At 44.0% G+C, this 15,404-nt stretch carries 13 protein-coding genes; 7 read left to right on the top strand and 6 right to left on the bottom strand.

Features of this window, described 5'->3' with window-relative positions; translation table 11 throughout:
- Window positions 1-124: 124 nt before the first annotated feature.
- The gene (locus E0H88_RS00255) at window positions 125-952 is read left to right on the top strand and encodes an alpha/beta fold hydrolase (RefSeq protein WP_131272672.1); all 828 of its coding nucleotides are present in this window, start codon (window positions 125-127) and stop codon (window positions 950-952) included.
- A 57-nt stretch (window positions 953-1,009) separates the two neighbouring features.
- On the opposite strand, the gene E0H88_RS00250 is transcribed toward E0H88_RS00255, so the two are convergent.
- From E0H88_RS00250 to E0H88_RS00240, 3 genes are all read right to left on the bottom strand, one after another.
- On the bottom strand, window positions 1,010-2,470 hold the full coding sequence (locus E0H88_RS00250; protein ID WP_131272671.1) for an amino acid permease: 1,461 nt from the start codon (window positions 2,468-2,470) through the stop codon (window positions 1,010-1,012).
- 9 nt (window positions 2,471-2,479) lie between these two features.
- The gene (locus E0H88_RS00245; RefSeq protein ID WP_131272670.1) at window positions 2,480-3,505 is read right to left on the bottom strand and encodes a methyltransferase; all 1,026 of its coding nucleotides are present in this window, start codon (window positions 3,503-3,505) and stop codon (window positions 2,480-2,482) included.
- 66 nt (window positions 3,506-3,571) lie between these two features.
- Complete coding sequence (locus E0H88_RS00240) at window positions 3,572-4,942, bottom strand: uracil-xanthine permease family protein (RefSeq protein ID WP_092820396.1); 1,371 nt, start codon at window positions 4,940-4,942, stop codon at window positions 3,572-3,574.
- Between the two features lie 174 nt (window positions 4,943-5,116).
- Between E0H88_RS00240 and typA the strand changes: the two genes are divergently transcribed.
- The 3 genes from typA (at window position 5,117) to E0H88_RS00225 (ending at window position 8,435) form a co-directional block, all read left to right on the top strand.
- Entirely contained in the window at window positions 5,117-6,949 is a 1,833-nt protein-coding gene (typA, locus tag E0H88_RS00235) for a translational GTPase TypA (protein ID WP_092820395.1), read from the top strand.
- Between the two features lie 209 nt (window positions 6,950-7,158).
- Window positions 7,159-7,596: a large conductance mechanosensitive channel protein MscL gene (gene mscL, locus E0H88_RS00230; RefSeq protein ID WP_092820394.1), complete on the top strand. Its 438-nt coding sequence runs from the start codon at window positions 7,159-7,161 to the stop codon at window positions 7,594-7,596.
- A gap of 140 nt (window positions 7,597-7,736) precedes the next feature.
- The gene (locus E0H88_RS00225) at window positions 7,737-8,435 is read left to right on the top strand and encodes an HAD family hydrolase (RefSeq protein WP_165493257.1); all 699 of its coding nucleotides are present in this window, start codon (window positions 7,737-7,739) and stop codon (window positions 8,433-8,435) included.
- Here the strand turns inward: E0H88_RS00225 and E0H88_RS00220 are convergent.
- On the bottom strand, window positions 8,416-8,697 hold the full coding sequence (locus tag E0H88_RS00220) for a peptidylprolyl isomerase (RefSeq protein WP_092820391.1): 282 nt from the start codon (window positions 8,695-8,697) through the stop codon (window positions 8,416-8,418). The genes E0H88_RS00225 and E0H88_RS00220 overlap by 20 nt on opposite strands.
- A complete protein-coding gene (mutM, locus tag E0H88_RS00215) occupies window positions 8,694-9,554 on the bottom strand; it encodes a bifunctional DNA-formamidopyrimidine glycosylase/DNA-(apurinic or apyrimidinic site) lyase (RefSeq protein ID WP_092820390.1) in 861 nt (286 codons plus the stop codon). Before mutM ends, E0H88_RS00220 begins: the two co-directional genes overlap by 4 nt.
- Window positions 9,555-10,127: 573 nt before the next feature.
- Between mutM and E0H88_RS00210 the strand changes: the two genes are divergently transcribed.
- The 3 genes from E0H88_RS00210 (at window position 10,128) to E0H88_RS00200 (ending at window position 14,384) form a co-directional block, all read left to right on the top strand.
- Entirely contained in the window at window positions 10,128-12,233 is a 2,106-nt protein-coding gene (locus E0H88_RS00210; protein ID WP_131272668.1) for a TonB-dependent receptor domain-containing protein, read from the top strand.
- A gap of 15 nt (window positions 12,234-12,248) precedes the next feature.
- Window positions 12,249-13,358, top strand: coding sequence for an NADH:flavin oxidoreductase/NADH oxidase (locus E0H88_RS00205; protein WP_092820388.1), 1,110 nt, complete (start codon window positions 12,249-12,251; stop codon window positions 13,356-13,358).
- A 99-nt stretch (window positions 13,359-13,457) separates the two neighbouring features.
- Window positions 13,458-14,384 (top strand): AEC family transporter, encoded by a 927-nt coding sequence (locus E0H88_RS00200; RefSeq protein WP_092820387.1) that lies wholly within the window; start codon window positions 13,458-13,460, stop codon window positions 14,382-14,384.
- 84 nt (window positions 14,385-14,468) lie between these two features.
- On the opposite strand, the gene E0H88_RS00195 is transcribed toward E0H88_RS00200, so the two are convergent.
- On the bottom strand, window positions 14,469-15,275 hold the full coding sequence (locus E0H88_RS00195; protein WP_092820386.1) for a tetratricopeptide repeat protein: 807 nt from the start codon (window positions 15,273-15,275) through the stop codon (window positions 14,469-14,471).
- Between the last annotated feature and the right edge of the window lie 129 nt (window positions 15,276-15,404).

Raw genomic sequence — 15,404 nt, 5'->3', positions numbered from 1 at the left:
TAAAAAAGCAGCCTTAAGGCTGCTTTTTTTATGTGCTACATAAGCATAACTTGTTTAATACACAGTTTTATTTTGATCTTGTTCTAATAAACACCCATATAGACAATAAAAAGAGGGTGACAAAATGACGCAGATGTTAACGACAACAGATGGAACCTCGATTTATTATAAGGATTGGGGGGAGGGGCCGGTTGTGGTCTTTTCTCATGGATGGCCTTTATCCAGTGATGCTTTTGAAGACCAGATGTTATTTCTTGCAGAACATGGCTATCGGGTGATTGCATTCGACCGACGGGGTCATGGACGCTCGAGTCAGCCTTGGGCTGGGCATAACATTGATCAGTATGCACAAGATATGCATCAACTGATTGAGCATCTTGGGTTAACCGAGTTCGCTTTAGTCGGACATTCTACAGGTGGGGCCGTCGTGACCCGTTATACGGCAAAATATGGTCAGCATAAAGTCACTAAACTTGCGCTTATTGCGGCGGTAACACCTCTCATGATTAAACGGGATGATCATCCAGACGGTGTAGATTCAGACGTGTTTGATGAGATGCGCGCTAATTTACTGGCCAATAGAGCCGATTTTTACCTGGATTTTGCTAAATCATTTTATGGCTATGACAAGCTGTTAAATAAAACCTCAGAAGGGGTAATACAAAGTTTCTGGCGGATTGCCATGCAGGGTTCAATCAAGGCGCATTACGATTGTATCCACGCATTTTCAGAAACCGATTTACGTGAAGATTTAACCCGGATTACTGTGCCGACCTTGGTGCTTTATGGAACAGCAGATGACATTGTTCCGCCAGAAATTTGCAGTCGGCAAACCGTCAAACTTTTAAAGAATGGCGTAGAAGAGCAAATTAAGGGAGCACCGCACGGGTTGTGTACCACCCATAAAAATGAAGTCAGTTTTGCCTTGAAGGAATTTCTGGCACATCATTGAACGATGCGATAAATAAAAAAACAGCCTAAAGGCTGTTTTTTTATTTATATACTGCATTTAGTCCTGATCAGGATTCATGGGTTTAACATCCATATCTTGATAAGAAACCAACTTGGTTTTGTTCTTCCATTTATAGCCCAGCCAGATTGCCAGAAATAATGGAATACTGATATAGGTAGATAACACACCGAGCCAATCACCCGTAATAAAGGCTTGATAGTTCTGTCCAAGTACGACAATCGTACAAAGAATAAATGCAAACCAAGGAGCAAATGGGAAAAACTTGGCTTTATACGCTAAATCTTCCAGTTTATAACCTTGTGCCAAATAACCTTTACGGAAACGGTAGTGTGAAATGGCAATACCCAGCCATACAATGAATCCGCACATGCCTGACATATTCAGCAACCAGCTAAACACTTGCTGTTCCCCAATGAAAGTCGTGAGGAAGCAAAGAGCGGCAATTGCAGTGGTGGCATACAGTGCATTCATGGGTACGCCGCGTGCATCCAGTTTGCCAAAGATTTTTGGTGCACTTCCTTTGCGAGCCATGTCAAACAGCATACGGGTCGATGAATACATGCCTGAGTTACCAGCAGACAAAATTGCAGTTAAGATTACGGCATTCATTAAACCTGCGGCAAAAGCAAAACCGACTTTTTCATACAATAGGGTAAAAGGTGAGAGGGCGATATTTTCACTTGCGGCCGCTTGTAACAGGCGTGGATCATCATAAGCCACCAAAGTACCAATGATGAAAATACACACCACATAGAACAATAAAATACGCCAGAAAATTTGCTTGATGGCCACCGGAATAGTCTTTTTAGGGTCTTTCGATTCACCTGCGGCAACCCCCACCATTTCTGTGCCCTGGAAGGAGAATCCGGCAATCATGGCGACACCAATCATGGCCTGCAAACCACCAACAAAGGGTGCATCACCTTTGGTCCAGTTGGCAAAGGTCACCATATTTGGCGTCAGCATGATTTTTGCAATCATGGCAATACCAATAATGATAAAGACAATAATGGCAATCACTTTGACCAAGGAGAATAAAAACTCACTTTCACCAAAGCCTTTTACAGAGAGTGAATTAATGGCAAAAATCACGCTAAGAAAAATGGCACTCCAGTAGAATCCGGGAATATCAGGAAACCAGAATTTCATAATAAACTGGACTGCCACCAGTTCAAAAGCAACCGTAATGGCCCAGTTGTACCAATAGTTCCAGCCTAGAGCAAAGCCAAAACCGCCTTCTACATATTTTGTACCGTAGGTAAAGAAGGCACCCGAGGTCGGGTTATGTGTCGCAAGCTCGCCCAGACTGGTCATCAGGAAATAAATCATGATCCCAATCAGGCAGTAAGCCAATAAAGCACCGCCCGGACCTGCATTGGCAATGGTTGCACCAGAAGCCAGGAATAAGCCTGTGCCGATAGAACCACCAATGGCGATCATATTCAAATGACGTGCACCCAGCTTACGCTGTAAATGTGCAGATTGAGTTTCGCTCATCGTTGTTCCTTAAGATTTCTTTTCAGTGCTAGCGAACAGCACTTTAAAGCCTTGTTGATCGGCTTTGGTTGTACATTTGCCAAAGCTTTGTTCAATGAGTAATGGATAATTTAAAAAGCGGTTTGCCACAATCCAGAGTTCACCACCAGATTTCAAATGACGGCGTGAAGTCTTGCACAGGCTTTCACTGGCATCATAATTGGTCTGAATGCCTTGATGGAAAGGCGGATTGCTGACGATGGCATGCAAGAAAAGCGGTGCATCTTCAATACCGGTCACAGCGGTAATTTCCAGCTGTTCGGGAGAAAGGCCATTTTTTTCAAACGTCATGCGGGTTGAGGTCAAAGCAAAAGCATCGACATCCAGCGCAAAAATACGGTTTTTCGGATTCAGTTTTGCCAGATAGGCACTGATCACACCGGCACCACAGCCAAAGTCGGCAATTTTACCTGAAGTAACCTGTGATAAAAACGGTAAAAATACCGCTGTACCGACATCTAAACGATTTTGGCTGAATACGCCGGGCAGGGCACAAATAGTGAGATCACCTTTCGGTGTTGCTACCGTATATGCTTGAGCCCAGTCTGCCAAAGCCTTTTCTTGAGTCGTCGATTCAACCTTGACCTGCCAGAGCTGGCAATGACGTGCACTGTCCAGTTTAATGGCTTTACCATAAGGCTGGAGCTGTTTGGCTGCGCGTTCAACGCCGCCTTTTTTCTCACCCACCAGGAAAATGGAAGCACCTAAACCTAGACGGCTGACGACATTATGCAGCACATAATTTAGGAGTTCTTTGGACTTCGGTACAAAGATAATGGCCTGGTCAAAACTGCCTTCAGGAAGCTCTACGCCAAAATGGACATTGGCCTGTTGCGACTGAAAATATTGAAATTCATTATAATTCCAGGTCCAGAAACAAGGGCTGATGTCTTTTCCTAGATTGGAAAGTAACTCATCCGTAGGTGCATTGACCAAAAGCACACGTCCAGAAAGATATTCATGCTGCCGAATGACAACTTCACTTCTTGGATCCATTTTTTTATCTCGCCATTGAAAAACTCTGCCCAGACAATGCTGGGCAGAGTTGATGCTGAAATGAAATTATTGCTTCGATTCAGGAAGAATAATATTTAAAAGCAATGCTGCAATACCGCCAGTCGCTACGCCAGAACTGAAGATGTTACGGAATAATTCAGGAAGATGTTCCAAAATTTGTGGGACTTGTGCAACACCCAAACCGAGTCCCAGTGAAATCGCAATAATTAACAGGGCACGACGGTCAAGATGAATCCCTGACAGGATATTAATACCAGACGCCGCTACCGCACCAAACATCACCATCACAGCACCGCCGAGTACGGCTTGAGGGACTGCTTGAATCACGCCGGCAACCGCAGGCAACAAGCCTAAAATCACCAGTAATGCTGCAATCCAGATACCCACATAACGGCTTGCAACCCCGGTAAGCTGAATGACGCCATTATTCTGTGCAAACACCGAACTCGGGAAAGTATTGAATAAGCCGGCAAGCAGAGAGTTGGCACCATTCACCAGTACCCCCCCTTTAATACGTTGCATCCATACCGGGCCATCGACTGGCTGGTTGGAAATCTTTGAAGTGGCGGTAATGTCACCAATGGCTTCCAGTGATGTCACCAGATAAATAAATGCCATTGGAATAAACAAGCTCCAGGAGAAGCTTAAGCCAAAATGCATCGGGGTTGGAATTTGAATCATCGGCGCATCTTTCAGGCCTGAAAAATCAAGATGTCCCATGAAACCGGCAAGAGCATAACCAATAATCAGGGCAATCAGAATGGCTGAGCTTTTGATCCAGGTAATACGGATACGGTTCAGGACAATAATAATTGCCAGTACCGTACAGGACATGATCAGATTGTCGGCATTGGCAAAGGTTTTGTCACCCATGGCCTGATAACCGCCACCCATACTGATTAAACCTTCTTTAATTAAGGTCAAGCCAATCAGCAGCACGACAATACCTGTAACAAGAGGGGTGATCAGCCGTTTTACCCAAGGTAAAATACGTGAAACACCCATTTCAATGAATGAGCCGGCAATTACTACACCAAAAATAGAAGCCATCACTGCTTCAACAGGGGTGCCTGCCGCGACCATCGCTGAACCAATGCCGATAATCGGGCCAATAAAGTTAAAACTGGTGCCCTGTACAATTAAAAGACCTGCGCCAAAAGGACCAACTTTTTTACATTGTAAGAAAGTTGCAATCCCCGAGATCACCAAGGACATGGAAAGAATCATGTTGGTGTCTTCTTTGGATACGCCTAAAGCAAGACAGATCAAAAGACCTGGGGTGACAATCGGGACAATAATCGCAAGTAAATGTTGCAGGGCAGCGAGAAAAGCGATAAGGGGTTTGGGGCGATCGTTTAATCCGTAGACCAAATCAAGACGATCTTGTTGTTTGGGAGAGTTTTCTAAATCAGACATGTAAAAAAAGGTACAGCAGTAATTTGGCGTTATTCTAATCGAGTTACAGTACTTTACAAACCGAAAAAGGGATGAATAGTCAAAAAAACTTGTAACTGTCAATAAACTGTCACTATAAAAAGCTAAGTTTTTTCTGTATAATTTGCCCTCAAATTTAAAGCGTATCGAATTTACATGTCAGATATTAAAACTCTCCGTAATATTGCCATCATCGCGCACGTCGACCATGGTAAAACGACTTTAGTCGACAAACTTTTACAACAATCAGGTGCTTTGGGTGAACGCGCGGGTGAGATCGAGCGTGTTATGGATTCAGGCGCTATTGAAAGTGAACGTGGTATTACCATTCTTGCAAAAAACACTGCAATCAAATGGTTAGATAAACGTACAGATACAGAATACCGTATCAACATCGTGGACACCCCGGGACACGCCGACTTCGGTGGTGAAGTTGAACGTGTAATGTCTATGGTTGACTGTGTACTTCTTCTTGTCGATTCTCAAGAAGGTCCAATGCCGCAAACCCGTTTCGTAACGCAAAAAGCGTTCGCACGTGGCTTGAAACCAATCGTGATCATCAACAAAGTCGACAAGCCAAACGCGCGTCCTGACTGGGTAATTGACCAGGTATTTGACCTGTTCGACAACCTGGGTGGTACTGACGAACAGTTGGACTTCCCGGTAGTTTATGCTTCTGGTCTTCGTGGTGTGGCGGGTCCGTCTCCAGAAGAACTTGCTGAAGACATGACACCATTGTTCCAAACAATCGTAGACATCGTTGAACCACCAGCAGTTGACGTTGATGGTCCATTCCAGATGCAAATTTCGTCTTTGGACTATAACAGCTTCGTTGGTGTAATCGGTGTTGGTCGTATCCAACGCGGTTCAGTAAAATTAAACACACCTGTAACTGTTATTGATAAAGAAGGTAAGACACGTAACGGTCGTATCTTAAAAATCATGGGTTACCACGGTCTTGAGCGTATTGACGTTGAATCTGCTTCTGCTGGTGACATCGTATGTGTCACAGGTATGGAAGAGCTTCATATCTCTGACACGATCTGTGATCCTAAGAACGTTGAAGCATTGCCACCGCTTTCTGTAGATGAACCTACAGTTTCGATGACATTCCAGGTTAACAACTCACCGTTTGCCGGTAAAGAAGGTAAATTCGTAACTTCACGTAACATCCGTGAACGTCTTGACCGCGAATTGATCCACAACGTGGCACTTCGTGTTGAAGATACAGACAGTCCTGACCGTTTCAAAGTGTCTGGTCGTGGTGAACTTCACCTTTCAGTTCTGATTGAAAACATGCGTCGTGAAGGTTTCGAGATGGGTGTATCTCGTCCGCAAGTGATCTTGAAAGAAATCGACGGTCAAATGCAAGAACCGTACGAAAACGTAACTTTTGACGTTGAAGAACAGCACCAAGGCGCTGTGATGGAACAAATGGGTCACCGTAAAGGCGAGATGACCAATATGGAAGTTGACGGTAAAGGCCGTATCCGTATTGAAGCAACTGTTCCTTCACGTGGTTTAATTGGTTTCCGTTCTGAATTCTTGACCATGACTTCTGGTACAGGGATCATGACATCAAGCTTCTCGCACTACGGTCCTATGAAACAAGGTACTGTTGCGAAACGTCAAAACGGTGTATTGATCTCTATGGTTCAAGGTACTTGCCTGGGTTATGCATTGTTCAGCTTGCAAGACCGTGGCCGCCTATTCGCTAAACCTCAGTTAGAAGTTTACGAAGGTATGATCGTGGGTATTAACTCTCGTTCAGACGACATGGTTGTGAACCCGACTAAAGCGAAACAGTTAACCAACGTACGTGCGTCAGGTACTGATGATGCTTTAACACTGGTTCCAGCAATTGAATACACGCTTGAACAAGCGCTTGAATTCATTGAAGATGACGAGCTGGTTGAAGTTACACCGAAATCAATCCGTATCCGTAAGCGTTGGTTGACTGAAAACGAACGTAAACGTAACCGCTCTTAATGATTTAATTGAATCAGATTTAGAATGTAAAAAATGCTATCACGTCAGTGGTAGCATTTTTTTTGTTTATAATTAGAAAATCAATATGTCCAAGATGTTAAATTCCAAGTAAATTATAAGGAATTATGAACTGTTATTCGTGCTTAAAAGGGTAGGACAGTTTTTAAAATACTTTAAAAGAATAGCATCAAGAAAAGCTGGAGAAAGTTATGAGTATTATCCAAGAATTTAAAGAATTTGCCATTAAAGGCAATATGATGGATTTAGCGATTGGTGTCATCATTGGTGGTGCGTTTGGTAAAATCATTGATTCTTTGGTTAAAGACATTATTATGCCTTTAATCACGGTTATTACGGGCGGTGGTGTCGATTTCACCCAGAAATTCTTTGTGCTCGGCAGTAACCCGAATAATTTGCAATCTTTAGCTGAATTGCAAAAAGCGGGTGTGAATGTCTTAACCTATGGTAATTTTTTAACTATCTTCATAAACTTCCTGATTCTTGCCTGGGTGGTTTTCTTGCTGGTTAAACTTATGAACCGTTTGCGTAAACAGGAAGGCCCGGTAGAGGAAACACCGACTACCCCGGCCGACATTGAATTGCTGCGTGAAATTCGTGATGAGTTGAAAAAACGCCCGCAACTTTAATGGCTGAAAAAGAAAAAAACGGCACTCTCTGTGCCGTTTTTTATTTTTACTCATAACTGTTGGCTTGGATTTTAAATTTAGATTTTAAATCTAGTGTCTACCCTTTGTGATGTTCGACCTTCTGTTTTATGGACCAACCCATGCTGAAATTGGTGATTTTTGATCTTGATCATACCTTGTTGGACTGGGATCGGACACAGCGCTTTGCCAGACAGCAGTTGAATGAAAAGATTGTTCAGCACCTGTCTGTAGATGTCTTTTGGCAGGCCTATGAGGTATTGCATGACACTTTGTGGGACGCCTATATGCAGCAGGATTTAACGGTAAGCGAATATCATCTATATCGTTATCTCAAGCCCTTACAGCAATGTGGTATTGATGATGTGGATTTGGCGACAACATTAAACCAAAGCTTTATGCAGCATGCTTTACAACATCAGCATTTTTGTGAGGGGGCAGAAGAGGCATTAAACCTATGCCAGGATTTAGGCTTGCAGATGGCAGTACTGACCAATGGACCGACACAAGGTCAATTGCAAAAAATCCGTCATCTTCATTTAGAGCGTTGGTGTACACATTATTTTATAAGTGATGAGCAGGGTGTTGCCAAACCCCATCCCCAGGCATTTTTAAATGTTTGTCAGGCTTTTAAGCTTCATCCACAGCAATGTTTAATGGTTGGAGATGACAATGAAGTGGATATACAAGCAGCACAGCAGTTAGGGTTACATACTTACTGGATCAGTCCTGCCCAGCAGCAAGATACAGAAATTCAGTCTCATACATGGACTGAATTCTTAAGTGATTTAAAACAGATGTTTAGTCCATGCGAAACTTAACTTCAACCAGGTGAAAACCAAACTGACTTTTGACAGGGCCGTGTAAAACACGTTCAGCTGCAGTAAAGACCAGTTTATCAATGACTGGTACCAGTTGTCCTTTCTTGACTTCACCTAGCTCACCTCCTTTTTTGCCCGAAGGGCAGGTGGAATATTGCTTCGCAATTTTTGCAAAGTCAGCACCGGATTGAATACGCTTTTTGAGTTGTTCACAGGTATCTTTATCTTTGACAAGGATGTGACGAACAATCGCAGTTTTCATGAAGTTTTCCCTCGCGACTTGGCAACACGTTGAGGTGTCACTTTGGCTTTTTTTAAAGGTTGGCACTCAGGACAGAACACAGAGGCACGTTGTCCAAGTTTTATATTTTCAAGCGTGGTTTCGCAGTTCACACACATTTCACCGGCACGACCATAAGCAAGCAGGGTTTGCTGAAAATAACCATTTTCACCCATGGCATTGGTATAGTCACGCAAGGTAGAACCCCCTAAATCTATGGCTTGCTGCAAAATACGTTTAATTTCAATCACAAGTTTTTCAATCTGTGCAAAGCTTAAATTTTTTGCAGGTTGTGCCGGGTGAATGCCTAAATTAAACAAACTTTCTGTCGCGTAGATATTGCCCACACCAACCACAACATGGTTATCCATAATTGCAACTTTAGTGCCAACCTGTTTGTTTTTGAGTTTCTCAGCCAAGTAGTTTGCATTGAAATCATCGCTCAAAGGTTCAGGACCTAAAGTGTCAATCAGTTTGCTTTGAGTTGCAGCATTTAACCATAAAATACAGCCAAAACGGCGGGGATCGTGATAACGCAGTTCAATATCTTCAAATTGAATGATCAGATGATCGTGTTTACGCAGTTCATCGGTTGTTGCACACAATCTGAAGCTGCCCGACATGCCCAAATGCCAAAGCATGCTGTCCTGTTCAAATTCAGCCAGAATATATTTGGAACGGCGGGTCAGCTGAACTAATTTTTGCCCCACCAATTTCTGTATATTTTCGGGAATAGGCCAACGTAAGCTCGGTTGACGGACTTCTACCTTTAAGACGGTTTGCTCCAACAGTGGCAAAAGACTGGTTTTGGTGGTTTCAACTTCAGGTAATTCGGGCATGGCAGATCAGGGACAGGAGAATATGGCTAATATTGGGCGATTTCAGCTTGATTGCAAGTAAAAATGCGAAAGGAAAACCAGAAAAATGGCCGATTATTTTATTTTGATGCATCTTAAAAATGTCGACATCAGAGATTTGTTTCATCAGCCAAAAATGTTCAGGATAAAATTTTTTGTTTCCCGTACACGAGGTCCTGAACCGGTTTGAAATACTGGACTGTAGGCGACACACATGAACAAATGGAGAGGCATGCTATGAATGAAGATGCCGGTTTCACAATGGCTTGCGGTTTAAAATATAGCGGCTGGTTTCATTTCCATCCAAATGCCATTTCAGGTGTGGCCATTAACCGGATACATGTCAACGACGTGTAACAATCCCTGTATTTAATGCCAGTGCGGAATATAATGTGGAATTGAATGACAGTCCTAATCCCACCCAATGACTGATGATTCGTCCAAACTTGCAAGATGTGATCCATCCAGGATTAACCTACAATGTGAATAATGCATTCGTGTTAGGCTGAGGATCAAAAATCGCGTTCTAACTGAGAAGAAGGCAGGTACAGGCTCATGCAAAGTAAAAATCTGATGATGTCCTTCCATACGAGTTTGCTTTGCTTAACAGCATGCATCTGCCAAAATCTATATGCACAAACAGGGTCTGCGGAACCTGTTTTGCTTCCTATCCTAAAAATAGAAGCGACACGTACGGATACTGAATGGCTGCAAACACCGGCTTCTGTGTATAGAATCGAACAAGATAGCAAGGCTAATCATCTGGGGGTCAATCTTTCTGAAACCTTACAAGGGGTGCCAGGGCTACAGTTGAATAACCGCGAAAATTACGCTCAGGATTTACAGATTTCCATGCGCGGCTTTGGTGCACGTTCAACTTTTGGGGTGCGTGGTATCCGTTTATATGTTGACGGTATTCCTGCAAGCATGCCGGATGGGCAGGGCCAGACCTCAAATATCGATTTAAGCAGCCTGGATCATATTGAAGTGTTGGGTGGACCATTTTCTGCACTGTATGGCAATTCTTCTGGCGGCACAATTTTGACCACGACCAAACAGGGCGAAGGCCAAGATTCCATTGAACTGGGTTATTCAGGGGGCAGTCAGCATAAAAGCCGTGCCGATGTGGTGTTGCAAGGTGGTGCAGATCAAGCCGGTGAGCCGAGCTATGTGGTCAGTTCATCCTATTTTGATACCGATGGTTATCGTGAGCATAGCGCGGCCAGAAAAGTACTCAGCAATGCCAAACTGACCTGGAACCTGGATGACGGTTCCAGGCTGAACTGGATTGTGAACCATGTCGATATTAATGCGGATGATCCGCAGGGCTTGAATCGAAACCAGTGGAAAAATAATCCCAAACAGGTCAATGATGCTTCCAACCAATACGATGTACGTAAAGAAATCAATCAAACCCAGACCGGTCTGACCTGGTCCAAACCAGTCAGCGATCAGCATGAACTGTATGCCATGGCTTATCTGGGACATCGTGAAGTCATACAATACCAGTCGATTCCTCGGGTACCGCAAAATAACCCGCGTCATGCCGGTGGGGTGATTGATTTCAGCCGTGATTATTACGGTACGGACTTGCGCTGGACCGGCAAAGATTTGCTGCCCAATACACGGTTGACCGCGGGACTGGCCTTTGACTATATGGATGAAGACCGTCAGGGGTATGAAAACTTTAATGCCAATGGGCAGTTTGGCGTAAAGGGGAATCTACGCCGGGATGAGCAGAATATCCTCTGGAATCTGGATCCTTATTTGCAGGCCTCCTGGGATTTCATGCCAAGCTGGACTTTGGATGCGGGGCTGCGTTATAGCAATGTGCATTATGAGTCCAAAGATCACTATATTGTCACAGGCAATGGCGATGACAGCGGCAAGACCGACTATGACAAAGTGTTGCCTTCAGCGGCTTTAAGCTGGAAAATCAAGGATCAGCTGAATGCCTATGCCAGCTATGCCAAAGGTTTTGAAACACCGACCTTTACCGAAATGGCCTATTCCGCAAATGAGGGCATAAACTTTAATTTACGCCCTGCCAGCAGCGATAATTATGAGCTGGGTGTAAAAGCGCAAAATGCATGGGGAGCTTTCACGGCTGCAGTTTTCCAAAGCAAAACCCGAGACGATATTGTCTCTGCGGGGACAATAGATGGCCGTGCGACCTATAAGAATGCGGATAAAACGCGACGTGAAGGGATAGAGCTGTCCTGGAACAAAAATCTATGGCGTGATTTAACTGCTCAAGCCAGCTACAGCTATATTGATGCTACATTTGACGCAGCGATTCCGGACAGTACGGTGCAGAAAGGCAACAAGATTCCCGGCATTGCCAAAAATCAGGCTTTTGCCTCTTTGGGCTGGCAGCCGGAAACCGGCTTTAATGCGGGTGTTGATGTCCGTTATATGGACAAAATCTATGTAGATGATGCAAATAGCGATGCCGCACCAGGCTATAGCTTGGTTTCGGCCAATGCAGGATATGTCTGGAAACAGGCCGACTGGAAAGTCCGGACTTTTGCTAGAGTTGATAATATCCTGGATGAGGACTATGTCGGTTCAGTGATTGTCAATGATGGCAATGGGCGCTTCTTTGAACCCGCGGATGGTTTGAACTGGAGTGCGGGATTAAGTGTGAGCAAAGTATTCTAACAGAGGGGGCCAAGCGTGGCGTTATTATTTCAACCGATTCAGTTTGGTTCATTAAAACTGAGCAATAAAATTGTGATTGCTCCAATGTGCCAGTATTCGGCAACAGAACAGGGCGAAGTGACTTATTGGCATGAACAGCAATGGGCCAATTATGCCTTGTCTGGTGCAGGTTTATGTATTGTTGAAGCAACAGCAGTGCAAGATGAAGGGCGGATCAGTTATGCCGATTTGGGGCTATGGAATGATACCCAGCGTGATCAGATTAAGGCATTGCTGACAAAAATAAAGACACTTTCGCCTATGCCTTTTGCAGTACAACTGGCACACGCAGGGCGTAAATCTTCTACCGATAAACCCTGGAATGGAAAAGGCCAATTTAAGCCGGAAGAGACTCATGGCTGGCAAACAGTTTCTGCCAGTGATTTGCCGTTTAATCCGACTGATCACCCGCCACATGCGCTGAGTAAAGATGAAATCCGGCAAGTGATTCAAGACTTTGCTAATGCGGCCAAGCGTGCGGTAGATGCCGGGTTTGACCTGATTGAAGTACATGCAGCCCATGGCTATTTGCTGCATCAATTTATGTCGCCGTTATCGAATCAGCGTCAGGACGAATATGGCGGCAGTTTCGAGAACCGTATTCGCTTAACGCTGGAAGTTTTTCAGGCCATGAAGAATGCAGTTCCTGAAGGTTATCCTATAGGCGTGCGTATTTCTGCAACGGACTGGATGGAGGGGCAGGACAGTTGGGATATCGAATCTTCAATCGGTCTGTCCAAAGCTTTAGAGCAATTGGGCGCCGTATATATTCATGTGTCGAGTGGTGGCTTGCATGCCCAACAGAAAATTGAGCTACAACCAGGGTATCAGGTGCCCTTTGCTGAAGCCATCAAGAAAACAGTCAATATCCCGGTGATTGCCGTGGGTTTGATTACAGAAGCGATGCAGGCCGAAGGGATTTTGCATTATCAGCAAGCTGACGCAATTGCTCTAGCACGTGCTATGCTATATGACCCGCGCTGGCCATGGCATGCTGCAGCAGAATTGGGTGAAAATATTCAAATTGCACCGCAATATTTGCGTTGTCAGCCGCATGGGTTAAAAGCATTGTTTCGTGCTTTTTAATACTCCATCCCGATATTTCGCTTGAACATTTTAATGCTCGGACTCTGATCCATCAGGGTCTGATCAGGTAATTTTATTTATTGAAAGGACAAATTCCATATGGTCTTTTCGGTCATCGTGCCGATCTTTTTCTTATTGGCCTTCGGTTATCTCTCGGTAAAATGGCAACTTTTAAGCAAGGTACAGCTCAATAGCGTTGGTGCTTTTGCCATTAAAATTGCTTTGCCTGCGTTGTTTTTACAGTCGCTTGCGTCAAAAGATTTGCATGAAATCTGGTATCCCCAATACTTCTTTGTCTATAGCGGCGTGACTTTTATTTTATATGTGACGGCTTTTTTTATTGTTTCACATTATTTTAAAAATAACCGTTCACAGTCTTCGGTTCTGTCGCTGGGTGCGGCAATGTCGAATACCGGACTCATTGGTACTGCGGTATTGTCCTTGTTGCTGGGGCAAAAAGCGATGACCTATACCTCGTTGGTCGTGATCATTGAAAGTGTGCTGCTTATTCCGGCAGTGCTGATTCTGGCTGAACTGGGAAGCTCGCAACAGGCTAATTTTGCCCAGATTCTCCAGAGTACAGTGGTCACTTTATTGAAAAATCCTTTATTTATGGGCGTCATGCTGGGGATGGCCTGTGCCATTTTCCAGATTGAAATTCCTCGGCAGCTGGATCAGGTTTTGGCCATGATCGGACAAACCGCGTCGCCTCTGGCCTTGTTCTCGATTGGTGGGGGAATTGTGGGGCTGACGCTGAAGTACGTGAATGTACAAAGCTTTTATCTGGTGATTTCCAGCAACCTGATTATGCCTTTGCTGATGTTTCTGGGGTTGAGTTATTTCACCGATGTGAGTCAGGAGATGGTCTATGCCGGAACCATTATTGCCGCTTTGCCGATGCCTACCATTTTTGCCATGTTAGGTCAGGCTTATGGTTTAAATGAAAAAACTTTAACGCCTTTATTGATGAGCACCATTTTAGGATTCATTGTGGTGAGTGTGTTAATTACTGTCTGGTGGGCTTAAAATTTTTACGCTCAGCATGGATTAAAACAAAAGAACCGGTATAAAAAAGCCCCGGATTCCGGGGCTTTTAAAACATCTTGGCGCTTAGCTTTTCTTTGCTTCTTTAGGCGGATTTTTGGCCTGTTCGGCAATCATTTTATCCACCACAGCTAAAGATTCTTTGGCTTGCGGGACATTTTCTTTGGCTAACGCTTCAAAAATCTTTTTCGCTTCAGGCAGGTTTTGCGGAACGATTTTACCGTTTGCAAACATGTTGCCTACAGCCATTAAAGCGGGAATATAGCCTTTTTGTGCCAGATCCTGAATGCTCTGTAAGCCTTGCTTAATCGGGGCTTCGTTTTTGTTTTTAAAACCTTGGCTGATGTCATATAAGGCTTTGGCATGAATGGCCTGATAATTGCCTTTTTTGATCAGCGGCTCTAGTTTTTGCAAAGCCAGTTTATCTGATGCAGGTGTACCTTCAGAAAACAGTAATACGGCTAAATCGACACTGGCATCATCGAAGCCTTGCTTAGACGCTTTTTCTAAATACTGTTTGGCTTTTTTAGTGTCCTGAGGAAGGCCTAAAGTCCCGGTGATGTGGTTTTTACCCAATACATAGTTTGCTACCGGATAGCCTTTGTTTGCAGATTCCTGATACAGCTTGACGGCTTTTTTCTCATCTTTGGCAGTTCCCTGTCCGGTTTGGGTCAGGTAGGCCAGATTATAAAGTGCCTGGGCATTTCCTGTTTTGGCTAATTTATCCAGTTCCTGATAAGCACCTTTCATATTGTTGGCTTTGACCAGGGTTTCTATTTTGGCAAAGGCCGGATCAACCGAAGTGGTTGCCATTTCAGCCATTGCGAAATTTGAAGATAAAGCGATAAGGCCGGCAAGTATAATTTTTTTCATATTTTTAAAAACCTTTTATAAACATGCACATAATTCCATTTATGTGTTTAAAATGAATGTGGACCACTTCATACAACATCATAAGTTTATTTATGCGAATGTAAATACATGATGTGTGCATTGCAATAA

The sequence above is a fragment of the Acinetobacter sp. ANC 4216 genome (assembly GCF_004331195.1).
Taxonomy (GTDB): domain Bacteria; phylum Pseudomonadota; class Gammaproteobacteria; order Pseudomonadales; family Moraxellaceae; genus Acinetobacter; species Acinetobacter kookii.
The sequence above is the reverse complement of the archived record's forward strand: the minus strand, read 5'-3'. Positions and strand labels throughout refer to the sequence as shown.

Bases quoted from the DNA above. Each gene is read 5' to 3' on its own strand.
- E0H88_RS00255 (WP_131272672.1), top strand. From the start codon at position 125: ATGACGCAGATGTTAACGACAACAGATGGAACCTCGATTTATTATAAG.
- E0H88_RS00250 (WP_131272671.1), bottom strand. From the start codon at position 2,470: ATGAGCGAAACTCAATCTGCACATTTACAGCGTAAGCTGGGTGCACGT.
- E0H88_RS00245 (WP_131272670.1), bottom strand. From the start codon at position 3,505: ATGGATCCAAGAAGTGAAGTTGTCATTCGGCAGCATGAATATCTTTCT.
- E0H88_RS00240 (WP_092820396.1), bottom strand. From the start codon at position 4,942: ATGTCTGATTTAGAAAACTCTCCCAAACAACAAGATCGTCTTGATTTG.
- typA (WP_092820395.1), top strand. From the start codon at position 5,117: ATGTCAGATATTAAAACTCTCCGTAATATTGCCATCATCGCGCACGTC.
- mscL (WP_092820394.1), top strand. From the start codon at position 7,159: ATGAGTATTATCCAAGAATTTAAAGAATTTGCCATTAAAGGCAATATG.
- E0H88_RS00225 (WP_165493257.1), top strand. From the start codon at position 7,737: ATGCTGAAATTGGTGATTTTTGATCTTGATCATACCTTGTTGGACTGG.
- E0H88_RS00220 (WP_092820391.1), bottom strand. From the start codon at position 8,697: ATGAAAACTGCGATTGTTCGTCACATCCTTGTCAAAGATAAAGATACC.
- mutM (WP_092820390.1), bottom strand. From the start codon at position 9,554: ATGCCCGAATTACCTGAAGTTGAAACCACCAAAACCAGTCTTTTGCCA.
- E0H88_RS00210 (WP_131272668.1), top strand. From the start codon at position 10,128: ATGCAAAGTAAAAATCTGATGATGTCCTTCCATACGAGTTTGCTTTGC.
- E0H88_RS00200 (WP_092820387.1), top strand. From the start codon at position 13,458: ATGGTCTTTTCGGTCATCGTGCCGATCTTTTTCTTATTGGCCTTCGGT.
- E0H88_RS00195 (WP_092820386.1), bottom strand. From the start codon at position 15,275: ATGAAAAAAATTATACTTGCCGGCCTTATCGCTTTATCTTCAAATTTC.